The sequence below is a fragment of the Salinibacterium sp. NG253 genome, assembly GCF_015864945.1.
Taxonomy (GTDB): Bacteria; Actinomycetota; Actinomycetes; order Actinomycetales; family Microbacteriaceae; genus Rhodoglobus.
This window is the reverse complement of record NZ_JADYWF010000001.1, coordinates 1,294,909-1,313,557: the sequence shown is the minus strand read 5'-3', so window position 1 is coordinate 1,313,557 and position 18,649 is coordinate 1,294,909. Positions and strand designations below refer to the sequence as shown.

The window sequence follows — 18,649 nt, the reverse complement described above, 5'->3', positions numbered from 1 at the left end:
GCCCTACGGATTTCGCCGAAGGCGTGCAGCGGGTGCGAGGCGGGTGCTCCGACCCGATACGCGTGCGTGCTCACTAAGACCGCACCACAGGCTCGGTCTTGGCTCCAACTCGTTACGCGTGCGTGTGCAGAAAGCTCACGAAGTCGTTGAGCTCATCGGTCGAGATTGCGTGCGCGAGTCCCTCATAAATCCGGGTTTCGGCACGCGTGTGGTCAACAAGCCAGTCCTCGGTGCGCTCGATTGCCGCCGTCGGAATAACGGGGTCATCAGTGCCACGGCCCCAAAACACGGGCGGGCGGATGCTCGCGAGCTTCGCATCTCCGGGGTGCTCGGCACTGGCCACGAACCCGGAGAGTGCGACGGCACAGCTGAAGCGTTCCGGGGCGAGCCGCAATAGTTGGAGCGACATGGCCGCCCCTTGCGAGAAACCGAGGAGGCTCACACTCGTGTACTGCTGGGCATCGAGCCATTCGAGCACGGCGTTGGCAGCGTCATCCACGCCAGAAACCTGGGGGAGCCCGCCACCGCTGAGGTCGATGGGGAACCACGAGAACCCACCACTCTCGGGGAGCGGCGCTCGCAGCGAGGCGATCACGGGGCCGAGCGGCAGCGCGGGTGCCAATGCGAACAGATCTCCCTCGTGAGACCCATACCCGTGCAACAACACGATGAGCGGACGACCGGCCCGTTCACGTTCGGGGGCCGACCAGAGCACTGCGGAGGAATCGATCTGCATGACCCAAAGCCTACGCGCCGCGGCTAGGGGCCGACTGCGACCGCGAGCGCTGTCGAGAAGAAGTCGAACTTCTCGCCGAACGTCGGGATCGTTGCGGTCTCGCACGTCAGCATTGCGACGAGTGCAACGTCAGAGTCCGGCATAGACCGCGCGACAATTTCAGTGCTCATGGCGACATCAGCCGCGTTTCTCTGACTGATCGTCGCTGAGGCGAAATCGATCGTTGACCCGCTTCCGGCGCCACCGATTGGAATGTCGGTCGCTGCTCCGGCATTAAGCACCAAAGCCTCAGAGTTGCCGGCCGTCAATGCTTTGATTTCCTGAGAGAGAAGATCGGCGGAGAGCACGGCGTCCCCAGCGTTCTCGGTATTGGGCGCCGCGACGCTCTGCGAAGCGATCAGTTCGCACCCGGTGGCATCGTCGTGAAACACGGTGAGGCCGATCAGGTCGAGATCAAGTTCTTGCCACGTCGGTTCGAGAGTCAGTGACCACACCGGTTGCCCATCAAATACCGCGTTTCCCGCGAGCGGGACGCTGTTTGTTGGGTCCGCCGCGTCGAGCGGACTGTCGCTGCTCGTGGACGTTGGTTCAACGGGCGCACCCCAGTCGCAGTAGCCATCGTCGCAGCCCGCGGATGTCGAGGCGGCCGAAAAAAACAGCCCTACTAGTACGAGCCCCACCCAGACAGCTCCCAGTAGCAGGAGCGGAAGCCCAATGATGAGAGCCCATGCCCATCCGGGGAGCCCGCGTCGGGCGATGGGCGGTGCCCCCGGCGTCGCAGAATCGATGTGTTCTGCGGGCGCTGGGTCAGACGGCTGAGGTCCCACTGCTTCGGACGGCCCAGACCGTGCGCTGAACGGCTCAGAATTGTGTGGCTCTGTAGAAGTGGAGGCGTTCTCGGTCATGGTTCCCTTTCGCACGGCAGGCGAGTGCCCGCAAAGGAACGCTAATGATGGGCGCAGCTACCGCCATCAGGAGCCCCGAGAGTTGTGCACTGCGGCGGCGCAGGTCAGGGTGTGGACGACTAGTAACCGGCCGTCACAGCGAGCCCACTGATGAGGTCGTTGAACGGTGACTCCCCAGCTTCGTAGACCGATGTTTCGCACACAACCAGCGCAGCCATGATGCTGCCCGACGCTGGCATACCCCGCACCAGAAGCTCAGACACTCGAGAAGCTCCTTCGGAAGATTCCTGGTACCGCACCGAGGTCAAGAATTCAATGCTGACACCGCTGGACTCGGACGCCACTGCGATGTCGACTGTGCCCGAATCCAGCTCTTGCATCGAAACGCCGCTCACTATGAGGGCCTCGACTTCTTCCTGCATCGCTGCCTCGGAGGCTGCGAGATCGCCTCCGGTGGGAGTGCTCACCGCAGTCTGACGTTGGGAGGTGACGATGTTGCAGCCGGTGGTGGGATCTCCCAAACTATTGATGCCATCCTCGTCGAAAACCAAGATCTCCCACTCGGGGTCCAGCGTTACGCCCCAGACGGGCGGCTCACCGAAGTTGGCGTTGCCGTCGAGGGTGATGCGCTCGCCGCTAGCGGGCTCCGTTAGTTCCTCGATCGGTTCTTCGGCGGTGATAGGCGGGAGGCCCTGCCCGCAGCTACCGGGAAGGCTGCAATCTTCTTTATTCGCTGCACCGACGATGACGACGGCCACTACGACAACGGTGACAATCATCCCGATGACAAATAGTCCGCCGGCGATGATCAGAGCCCAAGCCCAGCCCGGCAGGCCCGACTTGGCAGCTTCAGCGGCGAGAGGTTGCACGGGCGGCAGAGGCGGGGCAGGCGGCAGCGGTGCGCCGGTCGTTGCCGGTAGCGCGTTTTCTGCTGCGGGGGCAGGCGGTGCGTCGGGAACGTGGCCGTCGTTGTTGGCCGTGTTGTCGCTAGCGTTCGCCGGTACCTCTTCGGGTGCCGAGCCGTGCGGTGTCTCATCAGTCATGGTGCCCTCTCGATGAAAGGGCACATGCCCATCTGAGGAATGTTAGCGAATCGGCGCGACGTTGGCGCGCACTAAACGTTCCGTGATGGGTGACAATGGAGCATGAGCTCCGTCGGCACACCAGATCCCAACTCGTCTTGGCTTTCAGATGAGGAGCTTGCGGAAACCCGCAGGCGACTGCCGCTGCTCTATGTAGAGGCGATTCCTGTGCGAGTGGATGGGCTGGGTCGCGTCACTGAGGTCGGCACTCTGGTGCGCGGCAACGATGGTGAGATCACCCGCACCCTCGTCTCTGGTCGTGTCATGTTTGGCGAGACGTTGCGCGATGCTCTGTTCCGTCATCTGGAAAAAGATCTGGGCCCCATGGCCTTCCCGCTCCTGCCGGCAAGCCCGACCCCGTTCATGGTCGCCGAATACTTCCCGTGGCCGGGCGATAGCCAGTTCACGGATCCCCGCCAGCACGCCGTTTCGATGGCCTACGTCGTTCCCGTCACCGGTACGTGCGAACCGCGTCAGGATGCGCTCGAGCTCACTTGGCTGAGCCCGTCCGCCGCGGTATCCGAAGCAGTGACCGCCGACATGGAAGGCGGCCGCGGAGCACTGCTGCGCGCAGCTCTCGCCTCCGTCGGCGTTCTGCCGTAACTGCGATCTAGCTCCTGCCCGTCGGTCTGCTGTGCGCAGGCTTTGGAAATTCAGGAAAACCGTTCGCGTGATCGCGCCCGGTGACGGAAAAGGGCGGAAGCCTGCGGGAGCAATGCCGTGCAAACGACGTGCTCAACAGAATCTCCTGAATTTCCGTAGTGCAGCGTGACCGCGCTCGCGGTCGGAGAGTAGCTGTGCGCTGTGCGCTGTGCGGTGTGCGCGTAGGCCGCTGCTGAGCAACGTTGGAAACTCAGGAGATCTGGTTTGGGCGCGGACGGTGCCGGTGCGGATGCCCCGAAACCCGGGGATGCTGAGACAGGTTCGCGCGGTGCGTAACAGAATCTCCTGAATTTCCGTGATGCTGAGCCGCCAGCCGCCAGCCGCCAGCCTGCCGGCCAATCAGCTCGCGTCCACTGCTGCGCACGCACGCACGCACGCACGCGCGACCGCACGCACTCCGACCAACTGCACCCGTTAAACGCCGAGGGGCGACGAACCCCAACCCAGCACTGCTGGGAGTGATTCGCCGCCCTCGACGGTAAAACTGTGTTGCGCTGGGCCTGAGCCTTAGCGCCCGCTGCTCGAAGCGCGACGGTTGGGTCGCACGACCTGGCCAACACGAACGGGTCCGCTTCCGGCCTGAGCGCGGCCCTTGCCACCGCGCGGACGCGTGGGAGCTTCAGCCTGCTGCTGGCGCGGCTGCTGAGTTGAGCGCTGTTCGCTTGAGCCTGAACCGGCAACGACGGCGCCACGGCCGGAGCCTTGACGATCGTTACGCTGCTGGCCGCCACGAGCGCCATCACGAGCGCCATCACGTGCCTGGCCATCGCGAGCGGCACCGTTACGGCCACCACGAGAGTTGCCTCCGTTGCCGCCACGACCACCGGCTCCGCCACGACCACCGGCGCCACCACGGCCACCCTCACGGGCACCATCGCGTTCGCCTTCGTAGAAGCCGCCTTCGCCGTCACGACGTGAACGCTTGCGCTGGGCGTTTGCACCCTGCGAACGTCCACCCTGTGACTGGCCACGGGCGGGGACTGCTGCGCGAGGCGCAGGCTTGACGTATTCGGCTACTTCACCGGTCAGGGCCACTACGGCTTCTGACTTGGCGTTGACGTGCTGCGGGGTCACCGTGATGGCGGCCTTACGCAACAGCGCTGCGGTGTCTTTGCGCTGGGTCGGAAGAACGATCGTGACGACGTCGCCCTCTTCACCAGCACGAGCGGTGCGGCCGCTGCGGTGCAGGTATGCCTTGTGCTCGGCCGGCGGGTCAACGTGGATGACCAGCTCAATGTTGTCGACGTGCACGCCGCGAGCTGCAACGTCAGTAGCAACAAGAACCTTCACGTCGCCAGCGGAGAACGCGGCGAGGTTACGGTCACGGGCAACCTGCGAGAGGTTTCCGTGCAGGTCGACGGCGGGGATTCCGGCATCCGTCAGTTGGCGTGCCAGCTTCTTGGCGTGGTGCTTGGTGCGCATGAAGAGGATGCGGCGGCCGGTGCCCGAAGCAAGCTTCTCGATGAGAACGCGCTTCGATTCGACGCTCTCGGTCTCGAAGACGTGGTGGGTCATGGCGGAGACGTGCGAGTTCGCTTCGTCAACCGAGTGCAGTACCTCGTTGTGGAGGAAGCGGCGAACCAGCTTGTCTACACCGTTGTCGAGGGTGGCGCTGAACAGCATCCGCTGTCCATTGCTCGGAGTCTTGTCGAGGATGCGGGTCACGACGGGCAAGAAGCCAAGGTCGGCCATGTGGTCGGCCTCGTCAAGCACGGTGATCTCGATCGCGTCGAGGCTCACGAAGCCCTGCTTCATGAGGTCTTCGAGACGACCGGGGCAGGCAACAATAATGTCGACGCCGGCCTTGAGGGCAGCAACCTGGCGGTTCTGGCTGACACCACCGAAGATCGTGGTGGTGTTGAGGCCATACGCGGCAGCGAGAGGTTCGATCACAGCAGAGATCTGCGTGGCGAGCTCACGGGTCGGTGCGAGCACGAGACCCAGCGGGCGACCCGGGCGACGCTTGCCACCGGAGAGTGTGCCACCGAGGCGCGCAACCATCGGAAGAGAGAAGGCGAGGGTCTTGCCCGAGCCTGTCTTTCCGCGGCCGAGAACGTCGCGACCGTTGAGGGTGTCAGGCAGGGTGTCGAGCTGGATGGGGAACGGCGTGGTCTTGCCGTCGGCTGCAAGTGCTGCAACCAGCGGGGCGGGTACGCCGAGCGAGCTAAAAGTTTGTTCAGTCAAAGTAATGGTGCCTTTCAGGCATAAGTAACAGATGGGCGTTACACCGGAGGCACACGGGCACAGTTCGAAATGAACGTGGCAGTGCTGATCTACACCGACCCAATCAGGCGTTTCGCACGGGTGCGGCACACAGGTCAGATCTCGAACTTTCGTTCGGCGCGGATTACTCCAGTTCGCCGGAGAAAGTTTTCTACGAGCCGCACGTTTCTGATTGACGTGGGCGAGAAGAGGGAAGCGTTCTACGACGCAGGGAAACACAATTGTTTCGCAAGTAACCCCAGCGTAGCAGTTATGCCCCTAGTAGCGCTCGCCTACCGGCACTTGCCCAGCCAGAGTGTTGCCGGCCTGCGCGAGCGGGCACGCCCACGCGGGGTCGTACGCGCACGAAGGGTTGTAGGCAAAGTTGAAGTCGAGCACGAGCGACTCGGGGGTGCTACCCGCTCCGAGATCGGCACCCTTCACGGTGTCGAGAAGGTAGCGACCACCGCCGTAGGTGCCACCCTTCACGCGAGAGAGAGCATCCTTCACCGGGATGAAAATGCCGCCGCCATACGACGCCAAGCGCCACACATCGAGCGAGCCAACCGACTCAATCTCGACGGTTCCGAGCAGGTCAAACGGCACTACGCCATCCGTTCCCGTCTCCACATTCATGCGGCGATCGTCACCCGGAACAATGGATGCCTCGAAACGCCAATCGGGATTGTACGACTCAAACGGCAGCCCCTTAAAGCCGCGCACGTCCTCCGGCAATAGCGGGCTGGCTGGATGCGTGGCAAACATCTCATCTCGTCCCGCACGCCAGTCGGCGTGGGCGCTCGCGGCATCCGGGTTCTCACGGATAGCGGCGTAGAGAGCAAAGTTGCGGCGGCGCCAGTCGGCTACCTCAAGAGCGGTCATGGGTTCAGGTTATCCCGCGCAGCCGACAGTGCAGCGAGCGGATCCTCGAGCTGCGTCACCCGTTCCATCACTTCGCGGTACCCCAGTTGAGCAAGGTTGGGATCGGCAAGTTCGTGCCACGTGCGGGGCGTTGCCACGGTGGGGTGAAGGCGCCCGCGCAACGAATACGGCGCCACCGTAGTCTTGGCGGCGCTGTTTTGACTCCAGTCGATGAGCACTTTTCCGGGGCGCAGCGAACGCTTCATGTCGCTGACGACGAGGTCGGGATGATCGGCCTCTAACGCTCGCGCAAGCTCGTGCGCCACCGCTGACATCTTCTGAGAGTTGGAGCGGCCATCGAGGCCTGCATACACGTGGATGCCTTTGCTCCCGCTGGTCACCGGCACCGGTTTCAGATCCATGTCTTCCAATAGCGCGCGAGCGTAACGCGCGACTTCGGCGCACTCGGGCAGCCCGACGCCCTCGCCGGGGTCAAGGTCGAGCACCAGCCGATCGGGATTCTTCGGCTGGCCGTTCTTGCCGAATCGCCACTGCGGAACATGAATCTCGAGGGCAGCCACCTGAGCGAACCAGGCGAGAGTCGCGCGGTCGTTGACGAGCGGGTACACGTTGGAGTGGTCTCTGTGTTTCATCGTGCGGCGAGCGATCCAGTCGGGCGCGAAGTTTTCGAGGTTCTTCTGAAAGAAGACGTTTCCCGGGTTCTCAGCCGTGCCCACCCCATCCACCCAGCGTTTTCGGGTGGCAGGGCGGTCGTGGGCGTGCGCGATGATCAGGTCGGCGACGGCGTCGTAGTACTCAAGAACGTCGGCTTTGGTGGTTCCCGTTTCTGGGTAGAGCACCTTGTCGAGATTGCTCAGGGTGAGGGAGTGGCCGTCGATGGTGATGGCCTGCCGTGAGTGCGCCATCCGTTCAGAATGCGCTCAAAGCACTCGCCACACAAGGCCAGCGTGTGACTCAGTCGCGGGAGAGCAACTGACGCACTTCACTTTCCGCGGAGGCGAGCCGGTGCGGATCGATGGTCTCACCCGCCGAGAACAGATCAACGATGCGCGGGTCAACGTAGCTCTTCTTCGCGATGGCGGGCGTATTACCGAGAACTTCGGCGGCTGCTTCCATCGCCTCTCGGATGGCGCGCGAGCGTGCCCGCTGGCTCAGTTTCGGCACCGCGACCTCGGCAGCAGCCGCACTCGCCGCCAGGCTTGATGCGGCAGCAACTGTGCCGCGCAGCGTGCGAAAGTCTTTGGCGGTGAAGTCGCCACCGGTGCGTTCGCGAACGTAGTCGTTGATGTCCGCTGCGGTCAGCGACCGGCGCTCGCGGCCCTCCCGCCACGACAGCACCGATGCATCGGGGGCACTGCGCAGGCGTCGCCGAATGAACTCGGCGAGATCGGCGTCCACTATTTCGCTTTCCCACTGCTGGCCGCTCTTGGCAGGGAAGCAGAGCTGCACCCTGTCGCCGATGACGGTGACGTGGTCGCACAGCAGAGTGGAGAGGCCGTGGCTGCCGTGCTCTTCGGCGTAGCGCTCGCTGCCGACGCGCAATGAGCCGGTGTCGAGCATCCGAAACGCGGCGGCAAGAGTGCGCTCGCGGGGGTCGTCGCTGGAGCGCAAAGTGCGGGTGACGACACCGCGGGCGCCGGGGAGCACTGCCGCGAGTTCGAGCGCGCGGTCGAACTTCACGCGATCTTGACGCTCACGCCAGGCCGGGTGGTAGATGTACTGGCGGCGGCCGGCCTCGTCGAAACCGGTCGCAAGCACGTGACCGTTCTCGTAGGGACAAATCCAGACGTCGGTCCATGCCGGCGGGATGCCCAGCGAGCCAAACCGCGCCTTGAGTTCGGCCTCGGTTACCGTTGCGCCATCGGGGTCGCGGTAACTGAATCCCCGGCCCGATCGCACGCGCGAGTACCCGCGCCCTGTTGTATTGCTTCGCCGCAGTCGAGGCACCGCGTGTTCCTTTCGCGCCCACGATTCGGCTCACGCCGACGGCTGAAGCCACAACGGTCAACCTAAAGATTGAGATTAGTTCTTCTTGTTGTGCCCCAACTCCACGTTGGGGCAAGTCGCTGCAGTGCGGCACCACGCCACTGCCAGAAGGCCCAGTAGAGCGGCCAGAGCAGGGGAGTGAGAATGCCAGCGCTGAAGATCAACTGGTCGCGATACAGAGTTTTTCCCCCGGGGGCGGGGCTGACAGCCATCGTGTGTTCCCACTCGGTGACGAGAGCGAGAGGGCCGCTGAGGCCTCGACCACGGTCGCGCACGAGACGAACACCATGGGGGGCTTCCTCGAACGATATGTCGATCACTTGCTGACCAACCGTTACAAGGCCGAGCGCTGCCATATTGACCGGATGCTCGCCGGGCTGCCACAGCTCAGGAAAGCCGCCGACCTCCAAGGATTTGAAGGTCGTCAGCGGGGCCGACACTTGTTGAAACACGTGCGGGCTGCGGATGGCACGCCACGCGTCGTCGGGGTCACAGTCCAGTACGAGCTTCAGTAGAACGCGCATAGTCATAGTTTCTACCAGTGGGATTCAGGAATCCAGAGTGGAACAGAAAAGAACCAAGTAGTGCAGGCTCGTCCTAAACTGTGGGCACCGATTCGGCAGGAGCCGCGATGCCCATTCCTCCCCACACGAGTTCGAATCCGAGCACCGCCGGGGCGATTCCCGAGACGATGACGGCCGTGACTGCTCGGCGCTATGGCGACACAGATGTCCTGGCGATCGAGACCATTCCGTCTCCCGCTGTCGCGTCAGGAAAGCTATTAGTGCAGGTGCTTGGCTCTTCCGCGAACGCTCTCGACTGGCGCATCCTGAGTGGCACGCCGCTGTTCGTTCGATTGGTCATGGGGCTGCGTAAACCCAAGCGTCTCAGCCCGGGAGCGGATGTCGCGGGGCGCGTCGTTGCGGTCGGCGAGGGTGTTACCGGCTTCGCGATCGGAGATGCTGTCTTTGGCGAGGCAGCCGGCGGAGCGTTCGCCGAGTACGCGTCCGTCACCGCCAAGAACTTTGTTGTGCTGCCGGCCGGTGTCGACTTCGTGGCGGCCGGAGCAACGCCGGTCGCTGGCCTTACCGCGCTGCAGGGTTTGCGACGCGAAGCCGCAGTGCAGCCCGGTGACCGCGTGCTCATTAATGGTGCCGCGGGTGGGGTGGGCACGTTTGCGGTGCAGCTCGCTCGCATTCTCGGGGCAGCGGAAGTGACCGCCGTGTGCAGCGGTCGCAACGTCGAGCGATCGCGGGCCCTGGGAGCTACGCACGTCATCGACTACGAAACCGAGGACTACATCGCGGTCGGCGGCCAGTACGACGTGGTCTTCGACCTCATGGGCAACCGAACCGCAGTCGAGCTGCGCAGCATCCTCGCTCCCGGCGCCCGCGTTGTGGGAGTCAGTGGCCCCATGACCAATCGCTGGGTCGGCCCCGTCTTCCACCTCATGCGCATGGCCCGGGCCTTCAAAGGGACGGATGTCTCGTTCCACCAGTTCACCGCTGCGCCCACGCCCGACGACCTCAACTACCTTGCCGAGTTGCTCGCGTCCGGCGAGCTCGTTCCCGCGATCGAACGCGTTGTCGGGCTCGATGGGGTCGTTGACGCGATCGACCAGATCGCCTCCAGTCATGGCAGAGGCAAAGTCGCGGTCGTGCCGGGTGGGGCTCCGAACGCGGGTGAATAGCGGCGAGATCTCGTCGTTGCCGCGATGCGGCAGTCAGCATCCGCCCGCCCGCGTCTGATGTCACATTCTGTAACCCAACGTGACCGAGACGACCGCCGCGTTTAGCCTCAAGAAGTGAACGATCCCCGCACCCAACCCCAGTACCAGGTCCGCTTTGGCTTCGGCGGCGACCAAGCGCTTGAGCTGAGCACCGGTGCCGACGTTGTCGTGTGGGCGGATGCTCTCGCCGACGGTTCAACGCCCGCCCCCGAGTTGCCCGGAACGTTTTCCATTCTCAGCGCCGGAACCGGGGCCGCCACGGCCGTCGCCGAGTGGGTCATCGCGCAACAAGAACTCAAAGGTGACCGCTTCACCGTCGCCGTCATCGCTGCCGGAAACGCGCACGGCGGGTTCACCGTCGACGACCTCCTCGCGGCGGGTGCGATCGTAGATGCTCTCGCCGATGCCGGCATTGACTACATTTCTCCGGAAGCGGCATCCGCTGTCGCTGCGTTCACCGGCTTGAAATCGGCCCACAACCACCTGCTGTCGGCGAGCACGGCAGGTCAGCAGCTGATTCTGGATGCCGGACGCGGCGCCCTCGATGAGGCCATTGTCAGCAACGGTGCAGCCAGGTTTGCCATCGTTCGGGAATGACGCTTGCTCCGTGAGCGTTGAACCGAGTAGTCACTGACTGAGCACCCCGTCATTGACTCACTAACGACCGACTCAATGGAGGACAGTATGAAGGCAGTAATCGGCGACACCGTCATCGCAGAAGCACCCAAGGAAGATCTCCTCAAGATTGAGGGCAACTGGTACTTCCCGCCGGCCAGCGTGAACCACGAACTGCTCGAGAAGAGCCCCACCCCGTACCACTGCCCGTGGAAGGGTGACTGCCAGTACTTTGTTGTCAGCGCTAACGGCCAGCAGTACCAGGACCGCGCGTTCAGCTACCCGAACATCCTCCCGGGCGCCGCAGAACGCGTGGGCAAGGACTTCTCCAACTACGTCACCTTCTGGAAAGAGGTTCAGTTCGTCGACTAATCGACAACTTTCTCTAGTGCGCAGTTAGCGTGCCGCAGTGCGGGCACGGTGACTGCGCACTTTTGCGCGGTTACCGCAGCGCTGCATCGAGCACCAGCGGCGGTTATTGGAGCGTGATTCGTCGTAGAAGACGAGGGCGCAGTCATCGGCAGCGCACTCCCGAATCCGCTCGTGCTGCTCCTCGCCGAACAGGAAGACGGCTTCGCGCGCCATCGTGGCGAGCGCCTGACCGGTGCGCACGCGGGTGCGGCCTGCCTGCAGGCTTCCGCCGACTAGCCGCGGGGGAACATCCGGGGTCGCAGCGAACAGGTTGATGATGTCGATCTGCTTCGGGTCAGGCTGACCGTTCACGCTCAGAGCGGTGGCGATCGACGCAATCGCTTCGCGTAGGCCCTTCGCATCCGTGAGGTCACGATCGGTGACGGTGCCATCGCAGGCTTCGAAGCGGCCCTCAAGCCACGTCGCGAGGTCGGCTGGGGTGTGCAGGCGCTCCCACGCGGGATTATTGCCCATCGCACCGGTGTAGGCGAAGTCGAGCGCGCGGGCGCCAGAATCGAACCACCACTGACGTGACGTGCGCGACGTAAACCATTGCCCGGTCGCGCCGCCAGCGTTCTCGCTCGTAGGCGTAGGCGTGGGGCTGGCTGCGGGCATGCCAATAGGGGACGCGGTTTCGGGATGATGCACCTAACCATTATCGCCGGTTACGAGACACCCCGTGACCGGGTGCGCTCGCGGCTACCCTCGCGGTCGTGACACAACCCGGTGCACCCACTCGATGCGGTTGGCTGTGCTGAAACGGCGGGAACACAGTCCACACGCAAGAGGCCTAGTCGGTTTGCGGTAACGAAAGTGTTGGTGGCCTGCCGGGCAGGTGCCAACCCAGGGTGCGAACTCATCGGCGATGGCTCCGCCGTGCAGGCGTTTGCCCTCATAGCCGAGCTCTTTGGCGACGGCTTTCCACTGCGCTCCATGGCCGGCACCGGGCCCAGCCATTGCGTGCGCTATCTCATGCAGCAGGATTTGGTGGATCTCGTCATCCTCGTACCGCGCAGCCAGATACCGGGACACGGAGATGCGTTTGTGCGTGAAGTTGCAGAGCCCCGCGCGCGTCTTGGCGTTGTCGAAGGTGAACTGCCAGCTGTCATCCAAGTGCAATCGGATGAGCGCATCAGCCCACACGCGCACTCGGGAAAGTTCAGCCACCTGTTGAGGCTAATCGAAAAGTTCTAGCCCAACCGCACGCGGTTATCGACCGGCTCGACCGCATCCGCGTCAGTTGCTGCTTCGATGGATGCCGCCCGATCAGCTTCGCGCTGAGCTCGCGCCCGGCGACGCTTGCGCTTGCGGGCGCTCGAGATGATGCCGCTGGTGATCATGAATCCGGCATAGACGAAGAGGGCAATAGCGATGACGGGAACAAGCCAGGTCTTGGCGTTGCCGTTCACGAAATTGCTGACGTAACCAATCCACGGGACGCTATACCAAAGCTTGCCCTGCACCTGAACGGGCAGTACTTGCAGTTCGTCGGCGACGTCGTTGTTGTCGCCCTGCAACGTGAAGGTGCGGCTGCCATCGCTCGAGTTGGTGATTGCGGTAACGCGGTGCGTGATCACACCGGCTTTGCCCGACTCGATTTGGTAGGTGATCACGTCCCCGACAATGATCTCGTTGGTGTCGATGGGCTTGACGACGATGAGCGTTCCCGGGGGAAGGCTCGGTTCCATCGAGCTTGTCAGCACGGTGAGGGGCTGCGCGCCCGCGAGGTTGGGGATGATGATGACGAGGGCGCCGACGAGTAACACCAAGGCGAATAGTCCTCCGCTAATACCCATGCCGAGGTAGTAGAGAACTCCGTGCGATTTTTCATCGTCTGTGACGTTGTTGCGAGCGTCTGCACGCGTCGAAATCTTAGACATCGTCAGTCTCCTTCCGTGAGCGACGACCGACGAGCCACGAAATGCCGGCGCCGATCAGCGCGGCCAAGAACAGGATCAGTACAAGGTACTCCTGGTAGAGCCGCCACGAGTTGGGGTCAAGGTTGAATGAGGTGGGAAAAGTGGGGGTGAGGCCTGACGCCGTGCCGTCCGCAGTGTCGGCTATCGCAGGGCTGGGGCTCGGAGTGGGGATAGGCAGCGTTGATGAGCTTCCGGCTCCCGTCGCTGTTGTACCGGTTCCGTTCGTTGGCCCGGGAACGGCGGGAACCACCGGAACTGTCGAGCCTGAGTTTTCGCACTGCGTTGCAGGCAAAGTTCCCGGCGTCGTATCCGAGAGGGTGAACCGCAGCGATACGGATGCCGTCGCTCCCTGACCCTGCGAGCCAGTCAAGTTGCCGAGGGCGAGAGTTGCGGTCACGGGCACGGTCTGTCCGGCGGCAATGGTCAGACCCTCGTGGGTCACGAGGCAGGGCGAGGCTCCGCTGATGGCGTGGGCTGAGCCCGCATTGCTGGGAGTGCTCGTTGTCACGCTGAGCGCGTTCGCAAAGGTGGCATCCGAGTAGGACACATCCTGCATCGTGACGCGGAGGAAGCCCGCGGCGGTGCCGGTGTTGCGCACGTACACGATGTCACTTTGGCTGTCACCGGGGCTCAAGAGTGCGATGCTGTCGAAGATCACACCAGGGTAGGTGCGGGCGAACGAGACGCCATCATCGCTAACTTCAACCACTCCAACGCCGGTCGCGGCGCTCGCGGGAGTTGCCCCGAGAACGACGCCCAGGGCTACTAGTACTGCGAGGCCGGATGCCCGGCGAAGTCCTAGCCGCATGCGATGCCACTATTGCCATTGCGTGGTTGCAGCGAGATCGCAGCTGAGCTGGCAGAGGTGGATCCATTGGAAGCGACCGCTCGCACGGTCAGGTTTCCAGAATTCCCGCCGCTTGCGCCATTCCCGGTGTCAGTCACGATTGCGTTGCCGCTATTGTTTCCTCTGTTGGAGATGAGCGTGCTTGTGTTCGTCGTGTTGCCAATCAAGACATTGTCGAGATAGACGTTGTAGCCGCCGTTGGGTGCCGTGAAGCCGCTCGGAGTAGTCCACGAGAGGGTGATGTACTCCTTGTCGTTCTCCACGTTTTCGCACGAAATGGCGGTCGGTGCGTTCGGGACAGTGGACTCGAACACGCTCTGCGTGATCGTGCGTTTCGCTTCGGTCTGGCTGTCAGTTGCAATCCACGAGGTTCCAGCGTTCGTGCGAACAGTGAGCGTCGCAGTGAGCGACTTTCCGGCATCAGCAGTCATGTTGCCGGTGAAGGTTGTTGAAGCACAAAGAATGGCGGAACTAGAGGGATTGATCGAAACAGGGAGCCCACTGAGCGACACCGTCCCGGAGCTGAGCGTGGTGGACACGATTGGCGTGCTGGTGGCGCAAGCGGTGCTGCTGCCGACCCAGAGCTTCAGGCTTACGAGCGATCCGGTGAGCGTGCTTGTGCTGCTGCGAGCGATGACGAGGTCTTTCAACGATGTCGCCACCGAACCCGTGTTCTGAACAACGATCGATTTCGTGACCGTTTGATTGCTCGCGGTGTAGGTGGATGGCCCGAGGGTTGAAAACGTGGACGCTCCAGCGCTGGTTCCGGTGGTAACTGCTACGGATCCGGTAGTCGCGGTCGCGGTTTTGGCGGACGATGCAGTCCAAGCGGCAAAGCTGATGCCAGAGACCAGAGTAAGAAAGACGGCAACACCCGCGATGATCGACATCCGGGTGGAGCGTTTCATGCCTCGGTATCCCACCGTGGCGGCGCTTTCTCCTGATCGGATCACGGCTGCACCCCCGAAATCGTTGCGGTGATGGCAACGTTAGTCGACTGGGCACTCGCAGGAGCGTTGTCGGGAAGGGCAACAACGAGGCAGGCGCTCGCGGAGGCGCCGGCGGCGAGCGTGCTGCTCAGCGTTCCCGTGGGTGTTCCGGAGGTGGGGCATGCGCCGTTGGCGACGGAGATCGTGAAGGGGTTCGTCGTTGAGGAACCCGTTGCGGCAGCAGCGATCGCTGCTGAAAGCACTAGGGGCACGTCACCCGTGTTGGTGATGGTGAAGGTGCCGGTGACGGAGTTGCCTGGTGCGAGTGTTGACCAGTTCAACGACTGCGTGCCGACCGTGAGCGCGGCTGTTCCGGCGCTCAGAGTCGGCTCGGGCGTCGCGGTGAGTGACGAGTTGAGGTAGGCGTAGGTACCGCCGGTGCCGACCAGGCCAAGTGACACGGCGATGGTGAGCACGGCGAGTGCTTTCACGACGCCAAGAGTTCCTCCGCCGAAGATGGCGAGGGGCGATGCTGCACGGCGCTGGTGGCGACCGTTAACCATGTCAAGGCGGTGCGAGCCGCGAACTGTTGAAGAGTCCATGGTGCACCGCCTTTCGATGAGAGAAAACTGCTGCTAAATGTGAAGAGGATTGTTGGGTGTGCGTCCCCCCAGGCCGCACACCCAACCGGGTAAAACTAGTTTTGAGTGAGCGTGATGGCGAAGTTGCTCAGCGAGACAGCGCCGAGCTTCGAGAGGTTCTCGGCTCCGGCAGTCGTGCTCTTCGGGTAGTTCATCGTTACGGTCACGACTACTGGCTGCGTGCCGGTTGTTGGGCTGATCGAAGTCGCGGGTGAACCGTTGACGGTAAAGGTCGCAGTGGCGACGATCGCAGCGGCGAGCTTGACGTCGGCGTCAACGCTGGTGCTGACAGCTGCGACGGATGCGGGTGCAACGGCGATTGCTGCGGAGAGGTTGTCGCCGGTTGCTGTCACGTTGAAGGTCTTGGTGTACGTGAAAGTATCGCCGGGAACGATCTTGAACGTGGGTGATGTCACGGTTGCCTTGGTGCCGAGCTTCCAGCCATCTCCGGTGATCGTTCCGGGTGCTGCGACGATGTCGAGCGTTCCGGCGTTGATGCTCTGGTTTGTTCCGGCGCTTACGGTTGCTGACGAGTTCCACGTAGCGAGGGTTCCTGCACCGCCGAGGAGAAGAGCGATTCCTGCTGCACCTGCGATTGAGCCTTTGACGAGCTTGTTCATGATTTCCTTTCGCGGCGCAGCAAAGCAGGCCGGGACGAGTGTGGTTCGGGTAGTTCGGGTTATCAGAAGCTGTGTGCTGGTTTCGGGTTCCTGCATCTCGGACTGAGCAAACGCGAGTTTTTTGGGCTCACGCTCAACTTCCTAAGACGAACCTACATGTCCGCACTATGGAGGACAGGCCCCAGTAATGGGGGGCAACCCTTGTCCGCACCATGGGGGACTAGACGATCCCGTTTGGGGGACGAAATACCCCGATTTTGCACGGATGTTCGTCAAAACCCGCGGAAAGGGTACAAGCGTTGTACCCCGAAAGTATCGAAACAATCGGGGTACAAGGGGACAGATCTGTCTATCCTCTACCTGGTTTGACCTGAAAAATACTTTTCGCGGGAGGGGGAGATTTCACCGCAGTGGCGTCTGTGACCACTGGGGAGCTGCCAATAAAGTCCAAAAGTTCGACGCCGGCGATCACTTTCGAGGGGTGCGGGCCGCTCGCAAGCAGGCGCGGCATCCAATGCAGGGGGAGTGCGGATGGCGACCCCACGAGCACAATGTTGCCAAAACGGCGTCCCTTGAGGATTTGGGTCTCGGCCAGCGCCGCGACATGACCGACCGTGTGCTTGAGGGTGGCGGCTTGGCTTCGAGCAAAAGCGAGCCCGGGGCCATCGGCAACATTGACGACGACGATGCCGTCAGGCGCGAGCAGCGTCATTGCTTCGGTATAGAACTCGATGCTCGTGACGTGGGCTGGCGTGCGGGCTCCGCTGAAGACGTCGACGACAAGAAGATCAACAGCGCCGCGCATCCCGGCCGGAAACTTCCCGAGCACTTCACGCGCATCGCCGTGACGAACGCGGATGGATGCCCGCTTCGACCACGGGAGTTCCTTGCGAACAAAGTCCACGAGATCCGATTCCAGCTCCACGACCTGTTGGCGTGAGCCTGGGCGCGTGGCCTCGACATAGCGGGGAAGGGTGAGGGCGCCGCCGCCGAGGTGGACGGCAGTGATCGGGGCACCCGGTTCAGAGAGCTGATCGATGACGTGTCCCATGCGCTGCACGTATTCGAAGAACAGCTCGCTGGGGTCATCCATGTTGACGTGGGATTGCGGGGTGCCATCAACGGTGAGGGTGTACGCGCCGTCTATCCACTTGTCTGGTGCAATTTCTGCATAGTGGCCGCTTAGTTTCAGGGTGGTGCTGGGGTGCTCGGCCATGGCATTGACTTTGCCACACTCCGGTTCGACATGCAGCCACGTTCGAGAGCGCCCGGGGCAGTGCGCGGTACGGTGAAGCATGGCTGATGCGAACCGCGAACTTCCTCCCCACCTGCAAGCGCAATTGAACGCGCAGTCCTATGTGGGGCCGGCAACCTTCGGCATGCGGCCGATGCTGAGCGAGCCGGAGCAGCTTGATTCCTGGAAGCCGGATGTCGCGGTCGTCGGTGCACCTTGGGATGACAGCACCACCAACCGTCCCGGTGCCCGCTTCGGGCCTCGCGCTTTGCGCGCCAGCGCCTACGACCCCGGCACCTATCACCTCGATCTTGGCGTCGAGATCTTCGACCACCTCGACGTTGTCGATTACGGGGATGCCATTACGAGTCACGGAATGTGGGAGCTATCGAAGGCGGCCATCTTCGATCGCGTCTCTCAAGTTGCCAGTCGTGGCATCATCCCGTTCATCATCGGCGGAGATCACTCCATCACGTGGCCAGCAGCCACTGCGGTTGCCGAGCACCACGGTTTTGGCAATGTGGTCATGATTCATTTCGATGCTCACGCCGACACCGCGAACATCCTCGAGGGCAACCTCGCCAGCCACGGAACCCCGATGCGCCGTCTCATCGAATCGGGCGCCATCCCTGGCCCCAACTTCTTGCAGGTCGGCCTGCGCGGCTACTGGCCGGGAGAAGAAGATCAGAAGTGGATGCGCGACAACGGTCTCAAGCACTTCATGATGCAAGAATTTTGGGAGCGCGGCGTCAAGGAGATGATTCCCGAGATCATCGCGGCGGCGAAGGCTCGAGCATCCAAGGTTTACATCTCGATTGATATCGATGTGCTCGATCCTGGCTTCGCGCCGGCAACAGGAACGCCAGAGCCTGGTGGCTTCGCGCCCATTGATTTGCTGCGCATCATCCGCCAGATTGTGCTCGAAACGGATGTCGTTGGTTTCGATGTCATGGAGGTCGCGCCGGCCTACGATCACGCCGACATCACCGTAAACAACGCCCATCGGCTCATCTGGGAGGCCTTCGGAGCGATGGCGGCGAAGAAGCGTGCGGCCGGACTCACAGCAAACCCCTAGTCGAATTTGCGGTTTAGGTCAAGAATCGGGTGGACACGGCGCGGCATAGCGGCTTATAGTAGATCCTTGCGCTCCCAGACAAATTAAGCAGTCATATTGCGGACAGCTGGGTGCCCCGAGTATAGCGGCGGGGTGTTTCTGGTGAGCATTTCATTACCGACCGTCAATTATCT

General features: G+C 62.7%; 20 protein-coding genes and 1 pseudogene. 5 read left to right on the top strand and 16 right to left on the bottom strand.

Annotation, left to right across the window (positions count from 1 at the left end; genetic code table 11):
- Positions 1 to 112: 112 nt before the first annotated feature.
- The 3 genes from I6E52_RS06405 to I6E52_RS06395 all read right to left on the bottom strand — a co-directional run bounded on the left by I6E52_RS06405 (position 113) and on the right by I6E52_RS06395 (position 2,684).
- Positions 113 to 736 carry an alpha/beta hydrolase gene (locus I6E52_RS06405; protein WP_197155573.1) on the bottom strand — a complete coding sequence of 208 codons (624 nt, stop codon included), beginning with the start codon at positions 734 to 736 and terminating at the stop codon, positions 113 to 115.
- Between the two features lie 23 nt (positions 737 to 759).
- Positions 760 to 1,563 (bottom strand): hypothetical protein, encoded by an 804-nt coding sequence (locus tag I6E52_RS06400; protein ID WP_197155572.1) that lies wholly within the window; start codon positions 1,561 to 1,563, stop codon positions 760 to 762.
- Positions 1,564 to 1,760: 197 nt separating this feature from the next.
- On the bottom strand, positions 1,761 to 2,684 hold the full coding sequence (locus I6E52_RS06395; protein WP_197155571.1) for a hypothetical protein: 924 nt from the start codon (positions 2,682 to 2,684) through the stop codon (positions 1,761 to 1,763).
- Between the two features lie 102 nt (positions 2,685 to 2,786).
- On the opposite strand from I6E52_RS06395, the gene I6E52_RS06390 reads away from it, so the two are divergent.
- Positions 2,787 to 3,326, top strand: a complete 540-nt coding sequence (locus I6E52_RS06390) for an NUDIX hydrolase family protein (RefSeq protein ID WP_197155569.1) — start codon at positions 2,787 to 2,789, stop codon at positions 3,324 to 3,326.
- Positions 3,327 to 3,893: 567 nt separating this feature from the next.
- On the opposite strand, the gene I6E52_RS06385 is transcribed toward I6E52_RS06390, so the two are convergent.
- From I6E52_RS06385 to I6E52_RS06365, 5 genes and pseudogenes are all read right to left on the bottom strand, one after another.
- The gene (locus I6E52_RS06385) at positions 3,894 to 5,570 is read right to left on the bottom strand and encodes a DEAD/DEAH box helicase (protein WP_197155567.1); all 1,677 of its coding nucleotides are present in this window, start codon (positions 5,568 to 5,570) and stop codon (positions 3,894 to 3,896) included.
- 297 nt (positions 5,571 to 5,867) lie between these two features.
- Positions 5,868 to 6,470 carry a DUF1684 domain-containing protein gene (locus I6E52_RS06380; RefSeq protein ID WP_197155565.1) on the bottom strand — a complete coding sequence of 201 codons (603 nt, stop codon included), beginning with the start codon at positions 6,468 to 6,470 and terminating at the stop codon, positions 5,868 to 5,870.
- 20 nt (positions 6,471 to 6,490) lie between these two features.
- A pseudogene (ligD, locus tag I6E52_RS06375) lies at positions 6,491 to 7,375 on the bottom strand (non-homologous end-joining DNA ligase); the annotation flags it as partial.
- A 49-nt stretch (positions 7,376 to 7,424) separates the two neighbouring features.
- Positions 7,425 to 8,417, bottom strand: coding sequence for a DNA topoisomerase IB (locus I6E52_RS06370; protein WP_197155561.1), 993 nt, complete (start codon positions 8,415 to 8,417; stop codon positions 7,425 to 7,427).
- A 62-nt stretch (positions 8,418 to 8,479) separates the two neighbouring features.
- Positions 8,480 to 8,980 carry a hypothetical protein gene (locus I6E52_RS06365; RefSeq protein WP_197123040.1) on the bottom strand — a complete coding sequence of 167 codons (501 nt, stop codon included), beginning with the start codon at positions 8,978 to 8,980 and terminating at the stop codon, positions 8,480 to 8,482.
- Between the two features lie 107 nt (positions 8,981 to 9,087).
- On the opposite strand from I6E52_RS06365, the gene I6E52_RS06360 reads away from it, so the two are divergent.
- From I6E52_RS06360 to I6E52_RS06350, 3 genes are all read left to right on the top strand, one after another.
- A complete protein-coding gene (locus I6E52_RS06360; protein ID WP_197155560.1) occupies positions 9,088 to 10,146 on the top strand; it encodes an NAD(P)-dependent alcohol dehydrogenase in 1,059 nt (352 codons plus the stop codon).
- Between the two features lie 114 nt (positions 10,147 to 10,260).
- On the top strand, positions 10,261 to 10,782 hold the full coding sequence (locus I6E52_RS06355; protein WP_197155559.1) for a 2-phosphosulfolactate phosphatase: 522 nt from the start codon (positions 10,261 to 10,263) through the stop codon (positions 10,780 to 10,782).
- Positions 10,783 to 10,869: 87 nt separating this feature from the next.
- Positions 10,870 to 11,172, top strand: coding sequence for a DUF427 domain-containing protein (locus tag I6E52_RS06350; protein WP_010203891.1), 303 nt, complete (start codon positions 10,870 to 10,872; stop codon positions 11,170 to 11,172).
- A 24-nt stretch (positions 11,173 to 11,196) separates the two neighbouring features.
- Here I6E52_RS06350 and I6E52_RS06345 read toward each other — a convergent pair whose 3' ends face one another.
- The 8 genes from I6E52_RS06345 to I6E52_RS06310 form a co-directional block, all read right to left on the bottom strand.
- Positions 11,197 to 11,859, bottom strand: a complete 663-nt coding sequence (locus I6E52_RS06345; RefSeq protein ID WP_197155558.1) for a CGNR zinc finger domain-containing protein — start codon at positions 11,857 to 11,859, stop codon at positions 11,197 to 11,199.
- Positions 11,860 to 11,910: 51 nt separating this feature from the next.
- The gene (locus I6E52_RS06340; RefSeq protein WP_197109464.1) at positions 11,911 to 12,378 is read right to left on the bottom strand and encodes a SprT-like domain-containing protein; all 468 of its coding nucleotides are present in this window, start codon (positions 12,376 to 12,378) and stop codon (positions 11,911 to 11,913) included.
- 23 nt (positions 12,379 to 12,401) lie between these two features.
- Positions 12,402 to 13,091, bottom strand: a complete 690-nt coding sequence (locus I6E52_RS06335; protein WP_197106494.1) for a signal peptidase I — start codon at positions 13,089 to 13,091, stop codon at positions 12,402 to 12,404.
- A complete protein-coding gene (locus I6E52_RS06330) occupies positions 13,084 to 13,938 on the bottom strand; it encodes a hypothetical protein (protein WP_197155557.1) in 855 nt (284 codons plus the stop codon). The genes I6E52_RS06335 and I6E52_RS06330 overlap by 8 nt, the downstream gene beginning before the upstream one ends.
- Positions 13,929 to 14,885: a hypothetical protein gene (locus tag I6E52_RS06325; RefSeq protein WP_197155556.1), complete on the bottom strand. Its 957-nt coding sequence runs from the start codon at positions 14,883 to 14,885 to the stop codon at positions 13,929 to 13,931. The genes I6E52_RS06330 and I6E52_RS06325 overlap by 10 nt, the downstream gene beginning before the upstream one ends.
- 41 nt (positions 14,886 to 14,926) lie before the next feature.
- Positions 14,927 to 15,508 carry a TasA family protein gene (locus tag I6E52_RS06320; RefSeq protein ID WP_197109467.1) on the bottom strand — a complete coding sequence of 194 codons (582 nt, stop codon included), beginning with the start codon at positions 15,506 to 15,508 and terminating at the stop codon, positions 14,927 to 14,929.
- A 95-nt stretch (positions 15,509 to 15,603) separates the two neighbouring features.
- Positions 15,604 to 16,167, bottom strand: a complete 564-nt coding sequence (locus tag I6E52_RS06315; protein ID WP_197109468.1) for an alternate-type signal peptide domain-containing protein — start codon at positions 16,165 to 16,167, stop codon at positions 15,604 to 15,606.
- Positions 16,168 to 16,516: 349 nt separating this feature from the next.
- Complete coding sequence (locus tag I6E52_RS06310) at positions 16,517 to 17,383, bottom strand: spermidine synthase (RefSeq protein ID WP_197155555.1); 867 nt, start codon at positions 17,381 to 17,383, stop codon at positions 16,517 to 16,519.
- A gap of 79 nt (positions 17,384 to 17,462) precedes the next feature.
- On the opposite strand from I6E52_RS06310, the gene speB reads away from it, so the two are divergent.
- Positions 17,463 to 18,476: an agmatinase gene (gene speB / locus I6E52_RS06305; protein WP_197155553.1), complete on the top strand. Its 1,014-nt coding sequence runs from the start codon at positions 17,463 to 17,465 to the stop codon at positions 18,474 to 18,476.
- Positions 18,477 to 18,649 lie beyond the last annotated feature (173 nt).

What these genes read in the sequence shown, in the direction of transcription:
- I6E52_RS06320 (WP_197109467.1), bottom strand. Translation starts at nt 15,508, where the DNA reads ATGGACTCTTCAACAGTTCGCGGCTCGCACCGCCTTGACATGGTTAAC.
- I6E52_RS06335 (WP_197106494.1), bottom strand. Translation starts at nt 13,091, where the DNA reads ATGTCTAAGATTTCGACGCGTGCAGACGCTCGCAACAACGTCACAGAC.
- I6E52_RS06380 (WP_197155565.1), bottom strand. Translation starts at nt 6,470, where the DNA reads ATGACCGCTCTTGAGGTAGCCGACTGGCGCCGCCGCAACTTTGCTCTC.
- I6E52_RS06365 (WP_197123040.1), bottom strand. Translation starts at nt 8,980, where the DNA reads ATGCGCGTTCTACTGAAGCTCGTACTGGACTGTGACCCCGACGACGCG.
- I6E52_RS06395 (WP_197155571.1), bottom strand. Translation starts at nt 2,684, where the DNA reads ATGACTGATGAGACACCGCACGGCTCGGCACCCGAAGAGGTACCGGCG.
- I6E52_RS06330 (WP_197155557.1), bottom strand. Translation starts at nt 13,938, where the DNA reads ATGCGGCTAGGACTTCGCCGGGCATCCGGCCTCGCAGTACTAGTAGCC.
- I6E52_RS06325 (WP_197155556.1), bottom strand. Translation starts at nt 14,885, where the DNA reads ATGAAACGCTCCACCCGGATGTCGATCATCGCGGGTGTTGCCGTCTTT.
- speB (WP_197155553.1), top strand. Translation starts at nt 17,463, where the DNA reads ATGGCTGATGCGAACCGCGAACTTCCTCCCCACCTGCAAGCGCAATTG.
- I6E52_RS06310 (WP_197155555.1), bottom strand. Translation starts at nt 17,383, where the DNA reads ATGGCCGAGCACCCCAGCACCACCCTGAAACTAAGCGGCCACTATGCA.
- I6E52_RS06390 (WP_197155569.1), top strand. Translation starts at nt 2,787, where the DNA reads ATGAGCTCCGTCGGCACACCAGATCCCAACTCGTCTTGGCTTTCAGAT.
- I6E52_RS06405 (WP_197155573.1), bottom strand. Translation starts at nt 736, where the DNA reads ATGCAGATCGATTCCTCCGCAGTGCTCTGGTCGGCCCCCGAACGTGAA.
- I6E52_RS06360 (WP_197155560.1), top strand. Translation starts at nt 9,088, where the DNA reads ATGCCCATTCCTCCCCACACGAGTTCGAATCCGAGCACCGCCGGGGCG.
- I6E52_RS06350 (WP_010203891.1), top strand. Translation starts at nt 10,870, where the DNA reads ATGAAGGCAGTAATCGGCGACACCGTCATCGCAGAAGCACCCAAGGAA.
- I6E52_RS06315 (WP_197109468.1), bottom strand. Translation starts at nt 16,167, where the DNA reads ATGAACAAGCTCGTCAAAGGCTCAATCGCAGGTGCAGCAGGAATCGCT.